The sequence below is a fragment of the Corynebacterium freneyi genome, from assembly GCF_030408835.1.
GTDB lineage: Bacteria > Actinomycetota > Actinomycetes > Mycobacteriales > Mycobacteriaceae > Corynebacterium > Corynebacterium freneyi.
Map to the genome: position 1 here is coordinate 1,395,706 of NZ_CP047357.1, position 20,838 is coordinate 1,416,543.

Consider the following 20,838-nt stretch of genomic DNA (forward strand, 5'->3'; position numbering starts at 1 on the left):
CACCGATCGAACGGCGGCGCCCGTGCAGAGGGAGCGACGTCACGATGTCGACCGCACACCCAACCGGACGGACCTCGGCCAGCGCGGCCGCGGAGTTGTCACCGGGCCAGCAGGATCGGGGCGACGGCCCCCGCGAACTATTCCGCAAAAGATTCGGACTGATCACGGGCGTGGTCCTCGCCCTGGCGGTGTACTACTTCATGCCGTCGGATCTCGACCACATGCTGCGCGGCACCGCGGCGATCGCCGTGCTCATGGCCGCGTGGTGGATGTCGGAGGCCATCCCGATCACCGTCACGGCGCTGCTGCCGCTGGTGCTGTTCCCGGCGCTGGGGATTGCGAAGATCGGCGACTTTTCGGGGCAGTACACCGCGCCGACGATCTTCCTGTTCATGGGCGGGTTCCTGCTGGCCCTGGGCATGCAGCGGTGGAACCTGCACAAGCGCGTGGCGCTGTGGGTGCTGGTGGCCATGGGGTCGTCGCCGAAGATGCTGATCCTGGGCTTCATGATCGCCACCGGCTTCCTGTCGATGTGGGTGTCCAACACCGCCACCGCCGTGATGATGTTGCCCATCGGCGTGTCCGTCCTGTCGCTCATCGTGGGCATGCTCCGGGATGAGGCGAAGGCGGCGAAGGAGGGGGCCCCGTCCCGCACGGGCGGTTACCGGCACGCGTCGCTGTCCGAAGGCGAGGCCGAGATCCTCGAGGCCGACGGCGACGCCGTGGCCGGCGAGGCGGGGGAGCAGCAGTACGAGCACTCCACCGACCCGGAGCCGCAGTCGAACTTCGGCATCGCGTTGATGCTGGGCATCGCGTACGCGGCGTCGATCGGTTCGCTGGGCACGATCATCGGCACTCCGCCGAACGCGATGTTGGCGGCGTACATGGCCGAGCAGGGCGTGAACATCGGCTTCGGCCAGTGGATGCTGCTCGGTGTGCCGGTGGCCGTGGTGCTGATGGCGGCGGCGTGGTTCGTGCTGACGAACGTGATCTTCAAGCCGGAGATCGACCACATTCCCGGTGGCCGCGCCCTGATGCGCGAGGAGTTGGGCAAGCTCGGCGGCATGTCGCAGGGCGAGCGTCGCGTGCTGATGGTGTTCTTCGTCGCCGCGGCGGCGTGGGTGTTCGTGCCCGTGCTGTGGCCGGAGACGATGATCGCCGACGCCGTCATCGCCATGGCGGTCGGCATCGCGCTGTTCATCATTCCGGGCGGGCCGAACGGCGTGAAGCTGCTGCGGTGGGAGGACGCCCTGGAGTTGCCGTGGGGCGTGCTGTTGCTGTTCGGCGGCGGCCTCGCGTTGTCGAAGCAGTTCACCGAGTCGGGCCTGTCGGACTGGATCGGCGACCAGATGTCGAGCCTCGGGTTCCTGCCGATTGCCCTGTTGGTCGTCGCTGTGGGCCTGGTGGTGCTGGTGCTGACGGAGTTCACGTCGAACACGGCGACGGCTGCGACGTTCCTGCCGTTGGTTGGTGCGATGGCCATTGGTCTGGGCATCGATCAGATGCTGCTGGCGGTGCCGGTGGCGTTGGCTGCGACGTCGGCGTTCATGATGCCGGTGGCCACCCCGCCGAACGCCATCGCGTACGGCTCGGGTTACGTGTCGATGGGCAACATGGTTCGCGCCGGCATTTGGCTCAACATCATCGCCCTGGTGGTCGTTTCCGCGGCGGCCATGACGTTGTTGGGCTGGGTGTTCGGGGTCGTGTACTAGAGGTCCCGGCCAGAAGGTCCGGCATGGGCCCTGAGCAGGGCCGTTGCGTGACGACGAGGCGGCGCACCGGTGGGGCGGTGCGCCGCCTTTGGCATGGTCGGGTCGTGATCGCCGGGTGATGTGCTTCTCAAGCCGATCTGCCGGCGACGAAAGGTGCGCCTGGCCCGGAACTGGCCGGGATTATTGCAAAACGGGGGCCAATTCAAAGTCATGTCTAATGAGTTGTGGAACTCATCTGCGGGGGGGGCGCCCGAACGGCGCTCTTTAAGTATCAAATTAAATAACGCTTTGGTAAGATTCAATAGTCCGTCAAGAATTGACCGCCGGAAGGAAGCTAGTATGAAGAAGATCACTCGCCGCGTCGCGTCCGTGGGTGTCGCGACGTCGATGCTCGTGTCGGGGGCGGCGATCGCCGCGCCGACTGCTGGAGCGCAGGCGCAGTCCGGCCTGGCCATCGCCGCCATCGTCATCGGGGGTTCGTCGGCTCTCGGTTCCTCCGCTCTGGGCTCCTCGGCGCTGGGCTCGTCCGCCGCTGGGTCCTCGGCGCTGGGTTCGTCGGCCCTGGGTTCGTCTGCGGTTGACTCCAGTGCCGCCGGCTCCGCTGCCCTGGGTTCCGCTTCGCTGGGCTCCGCCAACCTGGACACGCCGGGCATTGAGGTTCCGGAGCCCCCGACTCCGGAGGCCCCCGAGGCTCCGGCCGAGGAGGAGGCCCCGGCTCCGGAGAAGCCGGAGGGCGACGGCAAGGCTGCCGAGGAGGCCAAGCCGGCTCCCGCCGAGATCAACAAGGCCGCCGAGGCTCCGTCCGGCCTGGCTCAGACCGGTGTCGAGGCCTGGATGTTCCTCCTGGCCGGTGGGCTCGCCGCCATGCTCGGCGCTGCTCTGATCGTCCTCCGTAAGTTCGCGAAGTAGCTTCCTGCGGGCATTTGCTTTTGTGACGGCATCGATCTAGAGAAAGAATCACGAAATTCAATGACCAAGCGATCCGTGTGCAAGCGGGCACTGTCGGTGGTTGGCGTCGCAGGACTGGTGGTTGCCTCTGCATTTGTCGCCCCTCACGCCATGGCGTCTCCTGCGGGCAATTACGTCGCGTTCGGTGACTCGTACCCCGCTGACGCGGGGCAGATGTCTCCCGTGGAGGTGGGGGCCGGCGGCTGTGCGCAGTCGGTGCGCAACATCTCCCGGCTCGTGGCAAATCAGGTTGACCTGGAACTGAGGGACTACACCTGCAACGGAACGGTGGTGTTTACTCCAACACCGAAGTACCTGAACAATCAGGTCGACGCGGCTGTCAGGTCCGGAGCCCTGGATTCGGGCACCAAATTGGTGACGCTGCTCGCCGGAGCGAATGACGCCTTCCAGGCATCGTGGACGCCCACGGCGTTCCAAGATGAGATGTTCCACACGGCCATGGTGATGGCGGTGGAAAAGGTCCAGCAGGCTGCGCCCAACGCGAAGATCATGATCGTCGGTTATCCGGAATTCACTTCCCGGGATGGTTCGCATTACGGATGTCCGGTGAACGTATTCGGGTTTGCTCCTCAGGTGTCGATGCCGATGGTCAACGCTGCGGAGAATGCCGTGCAGAACAGGCAGGTGAGGGCGGCAGCCGAAACGGGCGTGATGTTCCTCAATATGAAGGATCGCTCCAACGTTGAGGCGGGAATGTGCGCGCCGGATGGCGAACGCAACGTTTCTGCGGTCATCGATTCCGATGTGTACCAGTACAACATGGGAAATCACTTGACCTTCAAGGGTAGTGGCGTGTTCGCGGACGCAATTGCCGAGGCGTATAGGGGCTAGCCTTACGTAGGGTGCGCTAGTGGTTCGCCTCACCCACTTAATGCCCCCGTTATGGTTACGTGATACCCCCGTTAAGGTGTGGTAATCATCACATAATCCTTTTATAAAAGGTCTGTGTGGTAATTTTACCGAGTCCATTGGGAATTGACCTCTGAAAGGAATTCAACATGAAAAAGTTTGGCCGCCGGGCTCTTGCCGCAGGTGTTGCGGCGTCGATGCTGCTGGCGATGGCGCCCTCGGAGGCGTCGGCGGTAAGTGACTCCCGACGTCTGCCCATCATCATCGGTGGCGTCGTGGCCGGTTCGGCCGCGCTGGGTTCGTCTGCATCCTCTTCTGGTTCGTCGTCTCTCGGCTCTTCCGCGCTCGGCTCGTCGGCGCTGGGCTCCTCTGCTTTGGGATCGTCGGCCGTCGGCTCCTCCGCTGCCGGGTCTGCTGCGGGCTCGTCCGCCCTGGGTTCGTCTGCTCTCGGTTCGTCCGGCCTGGATACCCCGGGCATTGAGCTGCCGACCCCCGAGGTCCCCGAGGTCCCGGCTCCGGAGGCCCCCGAGGCTCCGGCCGAGGAGGAGACCCCGGCTCCGGAGAAGCCGGAGGCCGACGGCAAGGCTGCCGACGAGACCAAGCCGGCTCCCGCCGAGATCAACAAGGCTGCCGACGCTCCGTCCGGTCTGGCCCAGACCGGTGTTGAGGCCTGGATGTTCCTGCTGGGCGGTGGCCTGATCGCCATGCTCGGCGCCGCCCTGATCGCGGTTCGCAAGTTCGCCAACTAACGGCCGCACTGCGGTTGAGCCAACCGCCGCATTGCGGCGGGATCAGTGGCCGCACCGCGACGCAAAAACATCGCGCCCATCACCATCCGGTGATGGGCGCGATGTTGCTTCGTGCAGGGGAGTGCCGCCCTATTCCAGGTAGTCGCGCAGCACCTGCGAACGCGACGGGTGGCGCAGCTTCGACATCGTCTTCGACTCGATCTGACGGATACGCTCACGGGTGACGCCGTAGACCTGGCCGATTTCGTCGAGGGTGCGCGGCATGCCGTCGGTCAGGCCGAAACGCAGGCGCACCACGCCGGCTTCGCGCTCCGACAGGGTCTCCAGCACGTCGCCGAGCTGATCCTGCAGGAGGGTGAAGCTCACCGCGTCGACGGCGATGACCGCCTCGGAGTCCTCGATGAAGTCACCGAGCTGGCTGTCGCCTTCGTCGCCGATGGTCTGGTCCAGGGAAATCGGCTCACGGGCGTACTGCTGGATCTCGAGGACCTTCTCCTCGGTGATGTCCATCTCCTTGGCCAGTTCCTCCGGGGTGGGCTCGCGGCCAAGGTCCTGCAGCAGCTCGCGTTGGATGCGGCCGAGCTTGTTGATGACCTCCACCATGTGGACCGGAATGCGAATGGTGCGCGCCTGGTCGGCCATCGCGCGGGTGATCGCCTGGCGAATCCACCACGTGGCGTAGGTGGAGAACTTGTAGCCCTTGGAGTAGTCGAACTTCTCCACCGCGCGGATCAGACCGAGGTTGCCTTCCTGGATGAGGTCCAGGAACGCCATGCCGCGGCCGGTGTACCGCTTGGCCAGCGACACCACCAGACGCAGGTTCGCCTCCAACAGGTGGTTCTTGGCGCGCTGGCCATCGCGGGAAATCTCCCGCAGATCGCGGCGCAGAACATGGGCGAGGCGTTCGCCGGACTCCTTGGCCTGGTCGATCTTGTACTGGGCGTACAGGCCGGCCTCGATGCGCTTGGCCAGCGAGACTTCTTCCTCCGCCGTCAGCAGCGCGACCTTGCCGATCTGCTTCAGGTACGCGCGCACCGAGTCGGCCGATGCGGTCAGCTCGGCGTCCTTGCGGGCCTGGCGCAGCGCGGCGGACTCGTCTTCGTTCCACACCTCGTCGACGGTGTCCGACTCTTCCTCGGTGTCGTCGTCCGAGTCGTCGCCCTCGTCGAGCTCGGGGTCGAACTCGCCGTCGATCGACAGGTCGGAGTCGTCCTCCTCGAGCTCTTCGTCCTCGAGGGCTTCGGCGGCCAACTTGTCCTTCGCGGCCGCGCTGGTGGCCTTGGCTGCGGTCTTTTTCGCCGCCGTCTTCTTCGCCGCGGTCTTGCGCGCGGTGGCCTTCTTCGCCGTGGTCTTCTTGGCGGCCGTCTTCTTCGCCGCGGCCTTCTTCGTGGTCTTCTTCGCCGTCGTCTTCTTGGCGGGCGCCTTCTTCGCCCCCTTCTTGGCCGGTGCCGCGGTTGCGGTGGTCTCCGCCTCGCTTGACGACGCCTCCGTGGCGGCAGTCGCCGCAGTGGCCGGAGCCGCCTTCTTCGCGGCGGTCTTCTTCACCGCCGTCTTTTTGACCGCGCTCTTCTTCGCGGCGGTCTTCTTGGCCGCCGTCTTCTTCACGGCCTTCTTGATCGCCTTCTTCACGGCCTTCTTGGCCGGGGCGGGCGAGTCGGCGGAGCCGCCCGCAGTGCCCTGGCCGTTCGGCTGCTCGGATTCTTTGGCTGTCACGAAAGCCCTTTCACGATGATGTCGATTGCCGCCGGCGAGCCGGACTGAACCGGTGCGCGGCCCCGATGATCCCTGACCCGGTCACCGGGGGACGGGGCGCCCGATGAGCGCCACCGCCGGACAAATGTCTGCAATGTCGATGTTTCGTGCCACGAATCTCGGTTGCCGTATCGCGGGTGCCGGCCCTGCCGCCCCGCCTTAGTCATGTTCAACCGTCCGTGAATCAACTCCCCAGTGTAACCCAATGGGGACGATCACCTCGGCGTCCCCCCGTGCGGGGTTGCCTTGGCAATGCATGAATCGGTCATCGGGACCCGCCTCAACGAGGGGAGACGAGCCCCGAAACTATTACGGCAGCAGTCCGGTGGCCGCCGCCAACGCGGCACCTGCGATACCGGCGTTGTTGTGCAACTTCGCGGGAACCACCGGGGTGCGGCACTCCAGCAGCGGCACCCACTTCTCGTGCTTTCGGCTGATTCCGCCGCCGACGACGAAAAGATTCGGCCAGAACAACGCCTCGTAGGTCCGCAGCACCTTGGACACGCGCTTGGTCCACTTCTTGTAGCTGAGTTCCTCGCGCTCCTTCACCGCCGCCGATGCCATGTGCTCGGCTTCGGTGTCGCCGATGTACAGGTGGCCCAACTCGGAATTGGGGTACAGCAGGCCGTCGTGAAGCAACGCCGAACCGATGCCGGTGCCGAAGGTCAGCAAAATCACCGACCCCCGCCGGGCCTCCTCGTTGCCGAAGCGAACCTCCGCAAGACCCGCGGCATCGGCGTCGTTGAGCACGTGCGCCGGATTGTCGGGCAGGTGCTCGGCGAACAACTCGCGGCAATCCGTGTCCACCCACGACTTGTCGATGTTCGCCGCCAACAGCGCCGTCTGGTCCCGCACCACCGACGGCAACGTCACACCCACCGGGCCCTCCCACCCGGCGATGCGCACGATCTCCGCGACGGTTTCCGCCACCGCATCCGGAGTCGCCGGCTTCGGGGTGAAGATCTTGATCCGATCGCCGACCAGCTCGCCCGTGTCCAGGTCGACGACACCTCCCTTGATGCCGGAACCGCCCACGTCCACGCCAAAACCGATGTTGTCTGCCATATGACCGATTGTACGAAAACGAGCACAATGGGCCCATGACCGTCAACGACCCCGAAGCCGCCCACACCTCCGACTACGCCGACGCTCCGGCCGATCTGCGGGCCATGGCCGTACTGTTGGCCTCGGCGGCAGCCGACCACATCCGGGTTCGGCGACGGGAATTGGGCGTCGGCGGTGGTCGGGCCGAGGGGACCGACGTCAAGTCCAGCCGCGTCGATCCGGTCACGGTCGTCGACCGGGAATCCGAGGACCTCATCCGCCGTCTCGTCGCGTCGCTGCGCCCCGGCGACGTCGTTTTCGGCGAGGAGGCCGGCGGCGCCGGAGCCCGTGCCGAGGGCGTGCGGTGGATCGTCGACCCCATCGACGGCACCGTCAATTTCCTCTACGGCATCCCCGCCTACGGCGTGAGCATCGCCTGCGAGAAGGACGGCCGCATCGTCGCCGGCGCCGTGGCCGACGTGGCGGGAAGCCGCATCTTCCATGCCGCAAAGGGAGGGGGAGCGGTCATGCGCGACGCGTCCGGGCGCGAGGAGCCGCTGTCCTGTTCCGCCCCGACGGACCTCGGCGTCAGCCTCGTCGCCACCGGCTTCGCGTACGCGGCGCAGCGCAGGGCCGCGCAGGGTGGCCTCGTCGCCGATTTGCTTGCCGACGTCCGCGACATCCGCCGCATCGGTTCAGCCGCCCTGGACCTGTGCCTGCTGGCCGCCGGTGCGGTGGACTGCTACTACGAGCATGGCCTCAACCTGTGGGATTGGGCCGCCGGGGCGCTGATCGCCGAGGAGGCCGGCGCCGTCGTAAAGCGCCCGGCCACGGAGGCGGGATCCGCCGACGGCGAACTGGTCGCCGCGGCCGCACCGACCGTGGCGGAGGAATTCTTCGCGGCGCTTCAGTCGCGGGGTGCGCTGGAGTCGATCAACACGCTCGGCCGCTGAGCGACTGCAGCGTCGCGGCATCGACGTCCTCGCCGGACCGAAGGGTCTCCATCGCCGCACGAACCGGGCCGGAATCGTCCAGCCCCCGGAAACCCGTGCCCAACGCCACGTCGACCGACCCGTCCTCGCGGGCGTCGTGGACGAGCTCCAGGCATGGGAACACCGCATGCAACGTCGCCCCGTGGGCCGCGAAGCCCGCGCCGAAGCGCAGTTGGCCATAACAATCCAAATCTAGGTTCGGGGTCAAGGGATCATTGCCGACCCCGCCTTCGGCCGCCGTGAAGCCCAACCCGGCCAGCCCCTCCGACACCGTCGTGGCCTGCCCCGACTCGCCATTGGCGTTGAACACCCGCACCGGAATGTCGCCGGGGGCCGCCGGCGCCTCGCCGAGCAGGTCCGTCGACGACACTACCGCCCCCGCATCGGGGTGATGGCACGCGACGTTGGTGACCTTCACCGGACGGGTGAACGCCACCGACCACGCGACCACGGCGAGCACCGCGACGACGCCGACGATGATCCCGTACGGCAGGCCTTTTCGGCGCGGGGGAGGGCTCGGCAGACGGTGCGACATGCGCACCATGTTAGTCGGGGCGGCGTCGACACCGTTCAGATGCTGGATTGCCCGCTCAAAACACCTGGTGATCTGCGGATATGACAGATTCTTAGAGTTGACCTAGTATCCGCGGGGAATACGGCGCACGACACGCTGCGCCGCGACCCGACGGAGGAGGGCCGACAGATGGCTGTCGATTACGATTCGCCCCGGACGCGCGAAGAAGAGGACATCGCCACCGATTCGCTCGAGGGGCTGCAGGCCGCCAGCGAGAACAATCGCATCGCCGATGACGACGACGGCGAGATCGTTGAGCCCTACGAGCTCCCCGGCGCCGACCTTTCCGGCGAGGAGCTGGAGATTTCCGTCGTGCCCCGTCAGGACGACGAGTTCACCTGCGGGTCGTGCTTCCTGGTGCAGCACCGCTCCATGATGGCCCACGACCCGGGCGACGGATTCCCCATCTGCCGCGATTGCGCCTGAGTCCGGGCGGACCAGAATAAACGCCCCGGGCGACCCGATCCAATGGAATCGGAGTCGCCCGGGGCGTTGGCGTTTTGCCGAGTCGTGCGTCGCGGTCGGAGAACCGACACAGGGTGGCGCTTCCGGGGTGACGCTAGGCCGACGGGCGGTCGGCGCCCAGGAAGGCGTCGAGAAGCTCCTCCGGCCGCCTGGTGGACACCAACCAGTACGGGGTCGGATCGTCCGGGTCGTCCAGGACGAGCAGCACCATCGTGCGCACCCAACTGTGCGTGACCAAAAACGCCGCCGGGTCGAGCTGACGGCCCAGCGCGTTGCGGTGCGCGGATTCCGGCACGGCCAGCGACTTCGACACCACCGAGGCCGGCAGCACCGCCGTGCCGGCGTGCAGCCACCGTTCGCCGGTGGAATCGACGTCGACGGTGATCTTCGTCTTCGACAGGGTCACCAGGATCCACACGCCGATGAGGGTGATGATCACCGCGCCGACGATGAGCCAGATGATGCTGCGGTTGAACGCGACCTGCGCGGTGCACACGACGACGGCGGGAACCGCCAACGCCCAGTACCACCAGGGCACCCACAACTGTTCTCGATAGAGAATGTTGCCGGAGGCGGCCGTCACGGTGCTGTCGTCTGAGGTGCTCACGGGCATCGAGTCTACCCATCCCGCCCCCGCGGGGGACCGGGGAGGCCGCGGTGCGTATCGTCTGGTGCGTGAACGACGACGCGACCCGAAACACCGCCCCCGCCGACGCCGACGCCACCGCCGCGACCACCGCCGCCGAACCGGCGCCGGTGCGCGTGCGACTCCTTTCCCCGGATGCCGTCGCCCCCGTCCGGGCGCACCACGACGACGCCGGCGTCGACCTCGCCTCCGCCGAAGACCTCGTCCTCGAACCCGGCGAACGCGCGCTGGTGGGCACCGGAATCGCCATCGCACTGCCCGCCGGCACCGTCGGCCTGGTCCACCCGCGGTCGGGTCTGGCCGCCCGGGCCGGACTGTCCATCGTCAACGCGCCCGGCACCATCGACGCCGGTTACCGGGGCGAAATTAAGGTCAGCCTGATCAACCTGGACCCGCGCGAGCCGATCACCATCGCCAAGGGAGACCGCATCGCACAGCTGCTGGTACAGAAGGTCGAGCTCAGCCCCTTCGTCGTGGTCGACGAACTCGACGCCACCGATCGCGGCGACCGCGGCCACGGCTCCACCGGCGTCGCCGGCGCCCCGACGGGACGCCCCTGAGCCCCGACCGCACACGCGCATCCCGGGCACTTCGCCCGCCCCGGGGTGCGGTTGCCGTTACCCTGAACACCACACGCCCGAATCAACGACGAATGAACGTCGGGCGACGCAGACGCCATTGATCCCCGATCAATGCCAGCGACAGTCGACGACACGAGGGAGACCCCGGCCATGTGGCCCTTTGGCAAGAAGAAGAACGACGACACCGCCCCCGCCGCCGACGCCGGCCGGGCCGCCGAAGCCGACCAGGCGGCTGAGACGGCCGACACCGCCATCGATGCCGGCGCTGGCGCCGCCACCGCGACCGAGCAGGCCGCCGCTGGCACCGCGCTGCCCACCGAGTCCGGTCCGTTCGACGTCGCCGACGCCAAGCCCGAGGAGTTCGACTTCTCCGACTTCGCCAAGGCGAGCGTCAACCTCGGTTCCGTTCTGCTCGCGGTGCCCCACGCCGGCGACATTCAGGTCGAGATGGGCCCGCAGGGTCCGACGATGCTGCACGTGGTCACCAGGGCCGGCCGCATCACCCCGGTCGCCTTCGCCGCCCCGACGTCGGGTGGCCTGTGGGGGACCTCCAGCCGTGAGATCGCCGAGGGCCTGTCCAACGACGGCCTGCAGGTTCACCTGGAGGAGGGCCCGTGGGGCGACGAGGTCGTGGGCGTGCGCGACGAGATGCAGATGCGCATCATCGGCGCCGACGGCCCGCGCTGGATGATGCGCCTGACGCTGTCGGGCCCGGTGGCCTCCGCCGACGAGCTGGCCGACATCGGCCGCGGCGTCATGGCCCGCTGCTTCGTCAGCCGCGGCAACAATCCCATGCCCGCCGGTCAGCCGCTGCCGGTGACCCTGCCGGTGCAGATGGCCGAGCAGATCCGCCAGGCCTACGCCGCCCAGCAGCAGGCGCAGCAGGGTCAGCAGAACCAGCAGAACCAGTAGGGCGGCACCGGTCGGCTGCCCGCGCCGGCCGGTCCACACCATCCCCTTTCCAGGAGAACACCCCATGAGCACCCCGGCCATCGGCCCCACCATCGTCGAGGCGGTCGTCGACCGGCCGGCGCACGGCGGCGAGTCCATCGCACTGCTCGACGGCAGGGTGATCCTGGTCCGCGGCACCATCCCGGGGGAGCGGGTCCGCATCGAGCTTGACGACGCCGACGCCAAACTGTGGCGGGGCCGGGCCGTCGAAATCCTCGATGCGTCACCCCACCGCATCGACCCCGTCTGCGAGGCCGCAGCCGCCGGCGCCGGATGCTGCGACCTCGGGTTCGTCGACCCGGCCCACGCCGTGGAGCTGAAGCGGGACGTGCTGCTCGACGCCCTGCGCCGCATCGGCCGCTTCGACGCCGACGAATTGCCCGAGCCCACCGTCACGGCACTGGCCCCGGCCACCGGGTGGCGCACGCGGGTGCGGCTCGGCGTCGACGACAACGGCCGGGCGGGACTGCGCAAACGCCGCTCCCGCGACTTGGTCGTCGGCCACGACTGCGCCCAAAACGTCGCCGGGCTCACCTACGGCCTCGGCGAGCCGGGTGCCGTGCCCGCCGGGGGAGAGCTCCACGTCGTCCACGACGCCGACGGCACCCGCCACGTCCTCCACGTCATCGGCTCGGGCCGCAAACGCCGCGTGACTCGGGTGGAAGGCTCCGACACCGCCGTCGAGCGCATCGACGGCCGCGAATTCGACGTGCCCGTCGACGGTTTCTGGCAGGCCCACTCCGCCGCCGCCGGCCATTACGTCTCCCGCATCCGCGAACTGCTCCCGGCGACCCCCGGCGGTCGGGCCTGGGACCTCTACGGCGGCGTCGGCGTGTTGGCCATCGCGCTGGCCGACCTCGTCGGACCCGACGGTACGGTGACGTCCGTGGAATCCTTCGCACGCTCCGCCGCCGTCGGACGCGCGGCACTGTCCGACCTTCCCGTGGAATTCCGCACCGGCCGCGTCGAGACGGTCGTCGCAAAGCTCGGCCACGCCGTCGACCTCGTCGTCCTCGACCCGCCCCGCACCGGCGCCGGCGCGAAAACCATCGACGCCATCGCCGCCGCCCGCCCCCGGAAGATCCTCCACATCGGCTGCGACCCCGCCACCTTCGCCCGCGACGCCCGCACCTGGGCCGACAACGGCTACCGCATCGACGCCCTCGACGTCATCGACGCATTCCCCGGCACGCACCACCTGGAGACCATCTCCGTGCTCACGCCGACGTCGTAAAGCAACGCAGCGACGGCCCCACCCACCGCGACGCGAAGGCAAGCCTTAGTCACCCGGCGCCGCCGTCACCCGTACTATTGAAAGACCAGCCCGGCCACCCGCGCCGGACCGCCGAGACGTGAAAGGAACGGGTACCGGTTCATGGCTCTCCTCGAATCGATCAACTCACCGGCCGACGTGCGCGCACTGCGCCCGGAGCAACTCGATGAGCTGGCCCGGGAGATCCGCGAATTCCTCGTGGAGAAGGTCTCCGCGACCGGCGGCCACCTCGGCCCCAACCTCGGCGTCGTCGAACTGACCATGGCCCTGCACCGCGTCTTCGACTCGCCGACCGACCCCATCATCTTCGACACCGGCCACCAGGCCTACGTGCACAAGATGCTCACCGGACGCGCCGGCGACTTCGACACCCTGCGGCAAAAGGACGGCCTGTCCGGCTACCCCTGCCGCGCCGAAAGCCCCCACGACTGGACCGAGTCCTCCCACGCCTCCGCCGCCCTGTCCACCGCCGACGGCCTGGCCAAGGGCTTCGACATCCGAGGTGAACACCACCGACACGTCGTCGCCGTCGTCGGCGACGGCGCACTGACCGGCGGCATGTGCTGGGAAGCGCTGAACAACATCGCCGCCGGCAAGGACCGCTCCGTCGTCATCGTCGTCAACGACAACGGCCGCAGTTACTCGCCGACCATCGGCGGACTCGCCGAAAACCTCGCCGCACTGGCGCTGCAGCCCGCCTACGACATGGTCATGCGGCAGGGCAAGTCCGGCCTGCAGCGGCTCGGCCCCGTCGGCGACTTCCTCGCGCGCATCGTCTACGGAGCCAAGGAAGGCCTCAAGTCGACGGTCATGCCGCACGAAATGTTCTCCGACCTCGGCCTGAAGTACATCGGCCCCGTCGACGGCCACAACATCCGCTCGCTGGAAAACGCCCTGCGCCACGCCCGCGAATTCGGCGGACCCGTCATCGTCCACGCCAAGACCCACAAGGGCCGCGGATTCGCGCCCGCCGAAGCCAACGAAGACGACCTGATGCACGCCACCGGCGTCATCGACCCCGTCACCGGCGAATCCAAGTCCACGCCCGTGCGCGACTGGACGTCCGTGTTCGCCGACGAACTCGTCGCCCTCGGCCACGAACGCGACGACATCGCCGCCATCACCGCCGCCATGGCCGGGCCGACCGGGCTGGCGAAGTTCGGCAAGGCCCACCCCGACCGCTTCTTCGACGTCGGCATCGCCGAACAGCACGCCGTGACCTCCGCGTCCGGCCTCGCCCTGGCCGGCATGCACCCCGTCGTCGCCGTCTACTCGACGTTCCTCAACCGCGCCTTCGACCAGCTGCTCATGGACGTGGCGCTGCTGAAGCTGCCCGTCACCCTCGTACTCGACCGCGCCGGCATCACCGGTTCCGACGGCGCCAGCCACAACGGCGTGTGGGACATGGCCCTGACCTCCATCGTCCCGGGCATCCGCGTCGCCGCCCCGCGCGACGGCGCCCGCCTGGTCGAGGAGCTGCGCGAGGCCGTCGCCGTCACCGACGGCCCGACCGTCGTGCGATTCCCCAAGGGCAAGATCGCCGACGACATCGACCAGGTCGAGCGCACCCCCGACGGCGTCGACGTGCTGCACCGCACCCGCGAAGACGGCGGCGACGTGCTCGTCGTGGCCGTCGGGTCCTTCGCCGGCGCCGCAGTCGAGGCCGCCCGGACCCTGGAAGACGAGGCCATCGACGTCACCGTCGTCGACCCGCGCTGGATCGTGCCCGTGGCCGGCGACCTGCTCGCCATGGCTGACAACCACTCGATGGTCGTCGTCGTCGAAGACGGCGTCGTCCACGGCGGCGTCGGGTCCCTGCTCGGCGACGCGCTGCGCGCCGCGGCCATCGACGTGCCCACGCGCCAAGTCGCCGTGCCCCAGAAGTTCCTGGACCACGCCTCCCGCGGCGAGATCCTCGACGAACTGGGGCTGACCGCCGACACCATCGCCGACGACGTGTCGGCCTGGTGGGCGGCCGTGCAGCGCGCTTAGCCCAGCGGCTGCCTGCGCGGCAGCAGCACCGCCTCGCCGACCAGACCGGCCATGAAGTCGACCTGCCACGGCCGCGCGCCCAAGCCCGCGAGCAGGGCGCGCACCTCGTCGTCGGTGCGGGGCACGTCGTCGCCGCCGGCGCCCGACATGGTCCACGCGACGTCGCGCACATCCGAGGGGCGGAACAGCGTCTCCGGTGCGATGCCGAGATCCTCGGCCAAAAGCTCGTGGCCGCCGCGCAGCCGCTCCAGTACGGCGGCGGCCTCCGGCGCACGCTGCTCCCACGTGCGGTGGTGCGGCCGGGCCGGACCGGTGGGGCGGGGCCGCTCGGGCCACGTGTCGCGGGGCAGGGCGAGCGCGGCGCGGACCTCCCGCATCCATAGCTGCGCCGCACCACGACGCCTGCGGGGAAAACCCTTGATCGCAGTGAGCGCCCGGTCGTCCCGGGGCAGTTTCTCGGCGATCGACGCCAGCACGTCGTGAGGCAGCACGGAAACGGGGGAGACGTCGCGCTCGCGCGCCATCCGATCGCGGGCCAACCACAGTTCCCGGCCCACGACGAGCTGTTCCGGGCGCCGCAGCTTGCCGACGCCCTTCATGGAGCGCCACTTCTCCTCGTCGGGCACGTCGTGCGAACCAGGGGCGTGGGCGAGCCGCACCGCCTCCGATTCCTGCCGCAACCATTCGAGGCGGTCGAGTTCGGCCAATGCGGCGGTCAGGGCGTCGGAAAGCTCCACCAGAAGCTCGACGTCCAATGCGGCGTAATCCAGCCACTCGGCGGGCAGGGGCCGCGTCGACCAGTCCTCCCGGCCGTGGCCCTTCGCCAAGGTGACGCCGAGGAGGCCTTCGGTCATGGCCGCAAGGTTGACCTTCGGCAGCCCCAGCAGGCGGCCGGCGATTTCGGTGTCGACGAGTCCGTGCGGATGCAGTCCCAGATCCGCCAGGCACGGCAAGTCGGACACCGCGGCGTGGATGACCCACTCGAGCGGATTGAGGTGGTCGGCCAGCCCGGAGTCGTCGATCACGCCGGGCACCGTCTCGGGATCGACGAGAAACGTGCCGGCGCCGTCGCGACGCAACTGGATCAAAAAGGCGCGGTCGCCGTAACGGTAGGCCGAGGCGCGTTCGGTGTCGACGGCCAACGGCCCGGTGCCCGCCGCCAGAAGCCTTCCCGCGTCCGCAATGTCATCGGAGGTGACCAGAACATCCGGGGTTCCGCCACGCGGGGAAAGCAACGCCGAGCACATGAGAAAGAGCTTAACCCGCAGGTGTGGAGCCGGTCATGCGGCCTGATCGGGGACACGTACGCAAACGTTTAGGTAGTACCTGCGTTGGTTGTGTTAGCGTGTCCTAAGGCCCGAAGGGAAGTGCTGCTTTCCACGGGTCGGAGATTTGCCACCACATGAACCGGGGCGCCCGCGGCTGATACCGCAACCGCCCACGACAGCGAGGAGACTCCCTCTTGATCACGACGCTTCGCCGCCGCACGATGGCGGTCGCCGCCGCCGCGGCCCTCACGTTCGGCCTCGTCGCCTGCTCCGATGACGCGACCTCGACCGACACCGACGCCGCCGGCACCGGCGAGACCACCACCGTGGAGATCGAGGACAACTTCGGCACCCACACCGTCAACGTCCCCGCAGAGCACGTCGTCGCCACCGACAACCGCGTGTTCCGGACCCTCGAGGACTGGGGCGTCGAATTGGCCGCCGCGCCGGTCGCCCTCATGCCGCCGAACCTCGATTACAAGACGGACGACTCCATCGTCAACCTCGGCAACCACCGCGAGCCCGACCTCGAGGCCGTCGTCGCCGTCGAGCCGGACCTGATCATCAACGGCCAGCGCTTCCAGCAGTACGCCGAGGACTTCGCCAAGCTGGCCCCGGACGCCACCATCGTCGACTTCACCCCGCGCGAGGACAAGCCCTTCGACGAGGAACTGCGCCGCCAGACCACCGCTCTCGGCGAGCTGTTCGGCAAGCAGGAGGAGGCCGACAAGCTCATCGAGGAGTTCGACAAGTCCATCGAGCGCGCCAAGGCCGCCTACGACTCCAACGACACCGTCATGGGCGCCATCACCTCCGGCGGCAACATCAACTACGCCGCCCCCGGTTCCGGCCGTTCCGTCGGCCCGGCCTTCGACATCCTCGGCCTGACCCCGGCCCTTGAGGTCGACAACGCCACCACCGACCACGAGGGCGACGACATCTCCGTCGAGGCGGTCGCCGACGCCAACCCGGACATCCTGCTCGTCATGGACCGCGACGCCGCCGTGGCCGCCAACAAGGGCGAGGAGTACACCCCGGCCAACGAGCTGATCGCCAACTCCGCCGCGCTGAAGAACGTCAACGCCGTCAAGAACGACCGCATCATCTACATGCCGCAGTTCACCTACATCGACGAGGGCATTCAGACCTACACCGAATTCTTCAATTCCCTGGCCGACGCCCTGGAAAAGAAGTAGCCCCAGCGGCGCGACCCACCGGGTTCGCGCCGTCGGTCGAATCCGGCCCGGCCATGCCGAGAAGCATGGCGGGGCCGCGTCCGTCCGGCGGCGACGCCCGCCGCGCAGCACCAGCAATCCGAGAAAGTCTGAGCGCATGACCGCACCCAGCACGAACACGACCGCCGGACGCGACCCGTCCGGCGCAGAAGCATCGCACGATGCCACGTCCAACGACCCCTCAGCCGCCCCCGCGGCGGCGAAGGGTCGTCTTTTCACGTGGCCCCTGCTCATCGGGGTCCTGGTGACCGCCGGCCTGGTGGTCACGTCGCTGTTCATCGGCGTCTACGACGTTTTCGGCGCCGACGACGGCATCGAGATGTTCGGCATCACCCGCATTCCGCGCACCATCGCGTTGGTGTTGGCCGGCGCGGCGATGTCGATGTGCGGCCTGGTCATGCAGCTGCTGACGCAAAACCGCTTCGTCGAGCCGACGACCACCGGCACGACCGAGTGGGCGGGCCTGGGCCTGCTGCTGGTGATGATCGTGGCACCGGATTCGTCGATCCTCGTCAAGATGGTCGCCGCCGTCATCGCCGCGTTCGTGGGCACGATTATCTTCTTCGCGTTTCTGCAGCGCGTGACCCTGCGGTCGTCGGTGATCGTCCCGATCGTCGGCATCATGCTCGGCGCCGTCGTCGGCGCGGTGTCCAGCTACATCGCCCTGAAGACGAACATGTTGCAGAGTCTGGGCATCTGGTTCGCCGGCTCGTTCACGTCGGTGCTCAAGGGCCAGTACGAGCCGCTGTGGTTCGTCGCCGTCGTCGTGGTGCTCGTGTTCATCGTCGCCGACCGGTTCACCGTCGCGGGCCTGGGGGAGGAGATCGCGACGAACGTCGGCCTGAACTACCGGCGGATCGTCTTCCTCGGCACCGGCCTCATCGCCATCGCCACGGGCATCGTCACCGTCGTCGTAGGCAATCTGCCGTTCCTCGGCCTGATCGTGCCGAACATCGTCTCCATGTTCCGCGGCGACGACCTGCGGTCGAACCTGCCGTGGGTGTGCCTCGTCGGCATCTCCGTGGTGACCGTCTGCGACATCATCAGCCGCATCATCATCCGCCCGTTCGAAATTCCCGTGTCGACGATCCTGGCGATCGTCGGCGCCGTCGTCTTCATCACCCTGCTGCTGCGCCAGCGTCGTCACGCATGAGCCGCCGCCGCAGAGAGGAGCGAATCATGAGCACCGCAATCGACCGCACCACGCCCGGCCTCCCGGACGAGGCGTTCGCCGAGTTTTCCGAGGTCGCCGGCATCGACGAGTTCGACACCGCCGACGCCACCCCCGACCGCACGAGGGGCGACTCCGGCACCCGGCAGGCCACCGGCCCGCTGCCGACGGCCCGTGCGCGCAGGCGCTACTGGATCATCTTCGGCGCCCTGGCGGTGCTGGCCGCGGTCTTCGCGACGGGAATCCTCGCCTGGAACAACCCCATGCCCTTCGGCTCCCGGGGATTCCGCCTCATCGCCGAAATGCGGCTGAGCAACCTGGCGGTCATGGCCGTCGTCGCGTTCTGCCAGGCCACCGCCACCGTCGCATTCCAGACGGTGACGCACAACCGCATCCTCACCCCGTCGATCATGGGCTTCGAATCGTTGTACGTGGTCATCCAGACTGCGGCGGTGTTCTTCCTCGGCGCGGCCGGCATCGTCGCGGTCACCGGCACGCCGCAGTTCCTCGGCCAGGTCGCCATCATGGTGGTGTTCTCCGCGATCCTCTACGGCTGGCTGTTCGGCGGGCGCTTCGGCAACATGCAGATCATGCTGCTCGTCGGCATCATCCTCGGCGGCGGCATGGGCGCACTGTCGACGTTCATGCAGCGCATGCTCACCCCGAGCGATTTCGACGTGCTCACCGCGCGCCTGATCGGCTCGATCGCCAACGCCGACACCGACCACCTGCTCATCAGCCTGCCCATCGTCGTCTTCGCCGGCTCCGTGCTGTGGCTGCGCGCCACCAAGCTCAACGTTCTGGGCCTGGGCCGCGACACCGCCACCAACCTGGGCATCAACCACAAGAAGGACACCATCATCGTCCTGGTCATGGTGTCGATGCTCATGGCCGTGTCCACCGCACTGGTGGGGCCGATGACCTTCCTCGGCTTCCTCGTGGCGATGATCGCCTACCAGCTCGCCGACACCTACGACCACCGCCACGTGTTCCCGATCGCGTGGCTCACCGGCTTCGTCGTCCTGTCCGGCTCGTACTTCGTCCTCAAGAACGTCTTCTACGCCGAAGGCTCCGTCGGCATCATCATCGAAATCGTCGGCGGCACCTTCTTCCTCATCCACATCCTGCGAAAGGGGCGCCTGTGATCACCCTGACCAACGTCGCAAAGCACTACAACGACGAGGTGTCCATCGGCCCCGTGGACCTGAAGATCCCGGCCGGCGGCGTCACCGCACTCGTCGGACCCAACGGCGCCGGGAAGTCGACGCTGCTGACCATGATCGGCCGCCTCGTCGGCATGGACGAAGGCAGCATCGAAATCGCCGGTTACGACGTCACGTCGACCAAGTCCGCCGACCTGGCCAAGATCGTGTCCATCCTGCGGCAGGAAAATCACTTCATCACGCGTCTGACCGTCCGCCAGCTCGTCGGCTTCGGCCGCTTCCCGTATTCCAAGGGGCGGATCACCGCCGAGGACGAGAAGATCATCTCCCGCTCCATCGACTTCCTCGGCCTGACCGAGCTGGAGGGCCGGTACCTCGACGAACTGTCCGGCGGTCAGCGTCAGCGCGCCTACGTCGCCATGGTGCTCGCGCAGGACACCGAGTACATCCTCCTCGACGAGCCGCTGAACAACCTGGACATGCGGCATTCGGTGCAGATGATGCAGCACCTGCGTCGCGCCGCCACCGAGTTGGGCCGGACCGTGGTCATCGTCGTCCACGACATCAACTTCGCCGGCCACTACGCCGATCGGATCTGCGCGGCGAAGAACGGGCGGATCGTGCATTTCGGCACGCCGGACGAGATCCTGCGCGACGACATCCTGTCCGACGTGTTCGACACTCCCGTCGAGGTCATCGACGGCCCCCGCGGACGCTTGGCCGTGTACTACTAGCCGGTCGGTCGGCGCGGTTTTGCTTGACGACGGCGCCCGGGTCGGGAGCAGCGGCCGGAATCAGCGGCCGAGCTCGGCCACACCCTCCGGCGGCAATCCGGCGACATTGGCCAACACGCGGGAAAACGCCTCGACGTGCGGCGCAAGATCGATGTCCTCGGCGGTCCAGGACGCGCGCATCTCCAACTGGAAAGCTTCCGGCGGCCCGCCGATCTCGCCGTAGCGCACCGAGTTCGTGGTGGTCACGGTGCCGCCCAGGTTGCTGAAGCCGGCACCGCACTCGGCGAAACCCTCCGTCAGCCACTGCCACGCCACCTGGGGCAGCAGGGGATCGGAGGCGACGTCGGCATCCATGTCGGCCTGGATGTAGGCCACCAGGCGCATCGTGCCCTCCCACGTCTCGTCCGCGCGGGGATCGTGGAGCAGAATCAGACGACCGAACGCGTCGCCTTCCGACGTCTCCGGAACGAGGTCGGTTTCCGGGTGGAGCACCTCCAGGCCGACGGCATGGCTGAACGGGGCCAGCTTCTGCGGGGGCCTGATGTCACCCAGCGAAATCTCGGCGCGCACGTGCGCGGCGTGCATCGACTTGACGGCGTCGCGGAAGGGCTGCGGGGCGGTGTCGGTGGCTGTCACGGTGCTTGAATGTAGCGGCGCCGGCCGCCCCGGCCGTGGAGGCGCGCCGCGAAGGGGAGGCGGCGGTGTCGAAGATGCCGGA

At 68.0% G+C, this 20,838-nt stretch carries 20 protein-coding genes; 14 read left to right on the forward strand and 6 right to left on the reverse strand.

What is annotated here, in order from left to right:
* Positions 1 to 44: 44 nt before the first annotated feature.
* The 4 genes from CFREN_RS06315 to CFREN_RS06330 all read left to right on the forward strand — a co-directional run bounded on the left by CFREN_RS06315 (position 45) and on the right by CFREN_RS06330 (position 4,279).
* Entirely contained in the window at positions 45 to 1,712 is a 1,668-nt protein-coding gene (locus CFREN_RS06315) for an SLC13 family permease (protein ID WP_209653081.1), read from the forward strand.
* 339 nt (positions 1,713 to 2,051) lie between these two features.
* A complete protein-coding gene (locus CFREN_RS06320) occupies positions 2,052 to 2,621 on the forward strand; it encodes an LPXTG cell wall anchor domain-containing protein (protein WP_209653079.1) in 570 nt (189 codons plus the stop codon).
* 60 nt (positions 2,622 to 2,681) lie between these two features.
* A complete protein-coding gene (locus tag CFREN_RS06325) occupies positions 2,682 to 3,512 on the forward strand; it encodes a GDSL-type esterase/lipase family protein (RefSeq protein WP_209653077.1) in 831 nt (276 codons plus the stop codon).
* 167 nt (positions 3,513 to 3,679) lie between these two features.
* Positions 3,680 to 4,279: a hypothetical protein gene (locus tag CFREN_RS06330; RefSeq protein ID WP_209653075.1), complete on the forward strand. Its 600-nt coding sequence runs from the start codon at positions 3,680 to 3,682 to the stop codon at positions 4,277 to 4,279.
* A gap of 129 nt (positions 4,280 to 4,408) precedes the next feature.
* On the opposite strand, the gene CFREN_RS06335 is transcribed toward CFREN_RS06330, so the two are convergent.
* Together CFREN_RS06335 and ppgK are read right to left on the reverse strand one after the other, a co-directional pair.
* Positions 4,409 to 5,992, reverse strand: a complete 1,584-nt coding sequence (locus tag CFREN_RS06335) for an RNA polymerase sigma factor (protein ID WP_420889154.1) — start codon at positions 5,990 to 5,992, stop codon at positions 4,409 to 4,411.
* A gap of 348 nt (positions 5,993 to 6,340) precedes the next feature.
* Complete coding sequence (gene ppgK / locus CFREN_RS06340) at positions 6,341 to 7,096, reverse strand: polyphosphate--glucose phosphotransferase (RefSeq protein ID WP_070519964.1); 756 nt, start codon at positions 7,094 to 7,096, stop codon at positions 6,341 to 6,343.
* A 35-nt stretch (positions 7,097 to 7,131) separates the two neighbouring features.
* Here ppgK and CFREN_RS06345 point away from each other — a divergent pair, with 35 nt between their 5' ends.
* The gene (locus CFREN_RS06345; RefSeq protein ID WP_209653073.1) at positions 7,132 to 8,028 is read left to right on the forward strand and encodes an inositol monophosphatase family protein; all 897 of its coding nucleotides are present in this window, start codon (positions 7,132 to 7,134) and stop codon (positions 8,026 to 8,028) included.
* Here the strand turns inward: CFREN_RS06345 and cei are convergent.
* Positions 8,009 to 8,602: an envelope integrity protein Cei gene (gene cei, locus CFREN_RS06350; RefSeq protein ID WP_168161363.1), complete on the reverse strand. Its 594-nt coding sequence runs from the start codon at positions 8,600 to 8,602 to the stop codon at positions 8,009 to 8,011. The genes CFREN_RS06345 and cei overlap by 20 nt on opposite strands.
* 168 nt (positions 8,603 to 8,770) lie before the next feature.
* On the opposite strand from cei, the gene CFREN_RS06355 reads away from it, so the two are divergent.
* Entirely contained in the window at positions 8,771 to 9,067 is a 297-nt protein-coding gene (locus CFREN_RS06355) for a DUF4193 domain-containing protein (protein WP_070519970.1), read from the forward strand.
* A 133-nt stretch (positions 9,068 to 9,200) separates the two neighbouring features.
* Here the strand turns inward: CFREN_RS06355 and CFREN_RS06360 are convergent, their stop codons facing one another.
* Positions 9,201 to 9,719, reverse strand: a complete 519-nt coding sequence (locus CFREN_RS06360; RefSeq protein WP_425321488.1) for a DUF3093 domain-containing protein — start codon at positions 9,717 to 9,719, stop codon at positions 9,201 to 9,203.
* Positions 9,720 to 9,862: 143 nt separating this feature from the next.
* On the opposite strand from CFREN_RS06360, the gene dut reads away from it, so the two are divergent.
* The 4 genes from dut (at position 9,863) to dxs (ending at position 14,549) form a co-directional block, all read left to right on the forward strand.
* Positions 9,863 to 10,312: a dUTP diphosphatase gene (gene dut, locus CFREN_RS06365; RefSeq protein WP_224372111.1), complete on the forward strand. Its 450-nt coding sequence runs from the start codon at positions 9,863 to 9,865 to the stop codon at positions 10,310 to 10,312.
* A gap of 171 nt (positions 10,313 to 10,483) precedes the next feature.
* Positions 10,484 to 11,245 carry a DUF3710 domain-containing protein gene (locus tag CFREN_RS06370; RefSeq protein ID WP_209653067.1) on the forward strand — a complete coding sequence of 254 codons (762 nt, stop codon included), beginning with the start codon at positions 10,484 to 10,486 and terminating at the stop codon, positions 11,243 to 11,245.
* Positions 11,246 to 11,309: 64 nt separating this feature from the next.
* Positions 11,310 to 12,518, forward strand: a complete 1,209-nt coding sequence (locus CFREN_RS06375; RefSeq protein WP_209653065.1) for a class I SAM-dependent RNA methyltransferase — start codon at positions 11,310 to 11,312, stop codon at positions 12,516 to 12,518.
* 141 nt (positions 12,519 to 12,659) lie between these two features.
* Entirely contained in the window at positions 12,660 to 14,549 is a 1,890-nt protein-coding gene (gene dxs, locus CFREN_RS06380) for a 1-deoxy-D-xylulose-5-phosphate synthase (RefSeq protein WP_209653063.1), read from the forward strand.
* Here the strand turns inward: dxs and CFREN_RS06385 are convergent.
* Complete coding sequence (locus tag CFREN_RS06385) at positions 14,546 to 15,796, reverse strand: HRDC domain-containing protein (RefSeq protein ID WP_209653061.1); 1,251 nt, start codon at positions 15,794 to 15,796, stop codon at positions 14,546 to 14,548. The two genes, dxs and CFREN_RS06385, sit on opposite strands and share 4 nt — an antisense overlap.
* A 242-nt stretch (positions 15,797 to 16,038) precedes the next feature.
* Here CFREN_RS06385 and CFREN_RS06390 point away from each other — a divergent pair, with 242 nt between their 5' ends.
* From CFREN_RS06390 to CFREN_RS06405, 4 genes are all read left to right on the forward strand, one after another.
* Entirely contained in the window at positions 16,039 to 17,013 is a 975-nt protein-coding gene (locus CFREN_RS06390) for a siderophore ABC transporter substrate-binding protein (RefSeq protein WP_209654676.1), read from the forward strand.
* A 136-nt stretch (positions 17,014 to 17,149) separates the two neighbouring features.
* Positions 17,150 to 18,205 (forward strand): ABC transporter permease, encoded by a 1,056-nt coding sequence (locus tag CFREN_RS06395; RefSeq protein ID WP_209653059.1) that lies wholly within the window; start codon positions 17,150 to 17,152, stop codon positions 18,203 to 18,205.
* Between the two features lie 26 nt (positions 18,206 to 18,231).
* Positions 18,232 to 19,368: an iron chelate uptake ABC transporter family permease subunit gene (locus CFREN_RS06400; RefSeq protein WP_083291245.1), complete on the forward strand. Its 1,137-nt coding sequence runs from the start codon at positions 18,232 to 18,234 to the stop codon at positions 19,366 to 19,368.
* Positions 19,365 to 20,120, forward strand: a complete 756-nt coding sequence (locus tag CFREN_RS06405; RefSeq protein WP_035121892.1) for an iron ABC transporter ATP-binding protein — start codon at positions 19,365 to 19,367, stop codon at positions 20,118 to 20,120. The genes CFREN_RS06400 and CFREN_RS06405 overlap by 4 nt, the downstream gene beginning before the upstream one ends.
* A gap of 60 nt (positions 20,121 to 20,180) precedes the next feature.
* Here CFREN_RS06405 and CFREN_RS06410 read toward each other — a convergent pair whose 3' ends face one another.
* Positions 20,181 to 20,756, reverse strand: a complete 576-nt coding sequence (locus CFREN_RS06410) for a DUF3000 domain-containing protein (RefSeq protein WP_070519976.1) — start codon at positions 20,754 to 20,756, stop codon at positions 20,181 to 20,183.
* Positions 20,757 to 20,838: the final 82 nt, after the last annotated feature.

Bases quoted from the DNA above. Each gene is read 5' to 3' on its own strand.
- CFREN_RS06390 (WP_209654676.1), top strand. From the start codon at position 16,039: ATGGCGGTCGCCGCCGCCGCGGCCCTCACGTTCGGCCTCGTCGCCTGC.
- CFREN_RS06375 (WP_209653065.1), top strand. From the start codon at position 11,310: ATGAGCACCCCGGCCATCGGCCCCACCATCGTCGAGGCGGTCGTCGAC.
- CFREN_RS06355 (WP_070519970.1), top strand. From the start codon at position 8,771: ATGGCTGTCGATTACGATTCGCCCCGGACGCGCGAAGAAGAGGACATC.
- CFREN_RS06345 (WP_209653073.1), top strand. From the start codon at position 7,132: ATGACCGTCAACGACCCCGAAGCCGCCCACACCTCCGACTACGCCGAC.
- CFREN_RS06315 (WP_209653081.1), top strand. From the start codon at position 45: ATGTCGACCGCACACCCAACCGGACGGACCTCGGCCAGCGCGGCCGCG.
- CFREN_RS06400 (WP_083291245.1), top strand. From the start codon at position 18,232: ATGAGCACCGCAATCGACCGCACCACGCCCGGCCTCCCGGACGAGGCG.
- CFREN_RS06370 (WP_209653067.1), top strand. From the start codon at position 10,484: ATGTGGCCCTTTGGCAAGAAGAAGAACGACGACACCGCCCCCGCCGCC.
- cei (WP_168161363.1), bottom strand. From the start codon at position 8,602: ATGTCGCACCGTCTGCCGAGCCCTCCCCCGCGCCGAAAAGGCCTGCCG.
- CFREN_RS06395 (WP_209653059.1), top strand. From the start codon at position 17,150: ATGACCGCACCCAGCACGAACACGACCGCCGGACGCGACCCGTCCGGC.
- CFREN_RS06320 (WP_209653079.1), top strand. From the start codon at position 2,052: ATGAAGAAGATCACTCGCCGCGTCGCGTCCGTGGGTGTCGCGACGTCG.
- ppgK (WP_070519964.1), bottom strand. From the start codon at position 7,096: ATGGCAGACAACATCGGTTTTGGCGTGGACGTGGGCGGTTCCGGCATC.
- dxs (WP_209653063.1), top strand. From the start codon at position 12,660: ATGGCTCTCCTCGAATCGATCAACTCACCGGCCGACGTGCGCGCACTG.
- CFREN_RS06330 (WP_209653075.1), top strand. From the start codon at position 3,680: ATGAAAAAGTTTGGCCGCCGGGCTCTTGCCGCAGGTGTTGCGGCGTCG.
- CFREN_RS06325 (WP_209653077.1), top strand. From the start codon at position 2,682: ATGACCAAGCGATCCGTGTGCAAGCGGGCACTGTCGGTGGTTGGCGTC.
- CFREN_RS06360 (WP_425321488.1), bottom strand. From the start codon at position 9,719: ATGCCCGTGAGCACCTCAGACGACAGCACCGTGACGGCCGCCTCCGGC.
- CFREN_RS06385 (WP_209653061.1), bottom strand. From the start codon at position 15,796: ATGTGCTCGGCGTTGCTTTCCCCGCGTGGCGGAACCCCGGATGTTCTG.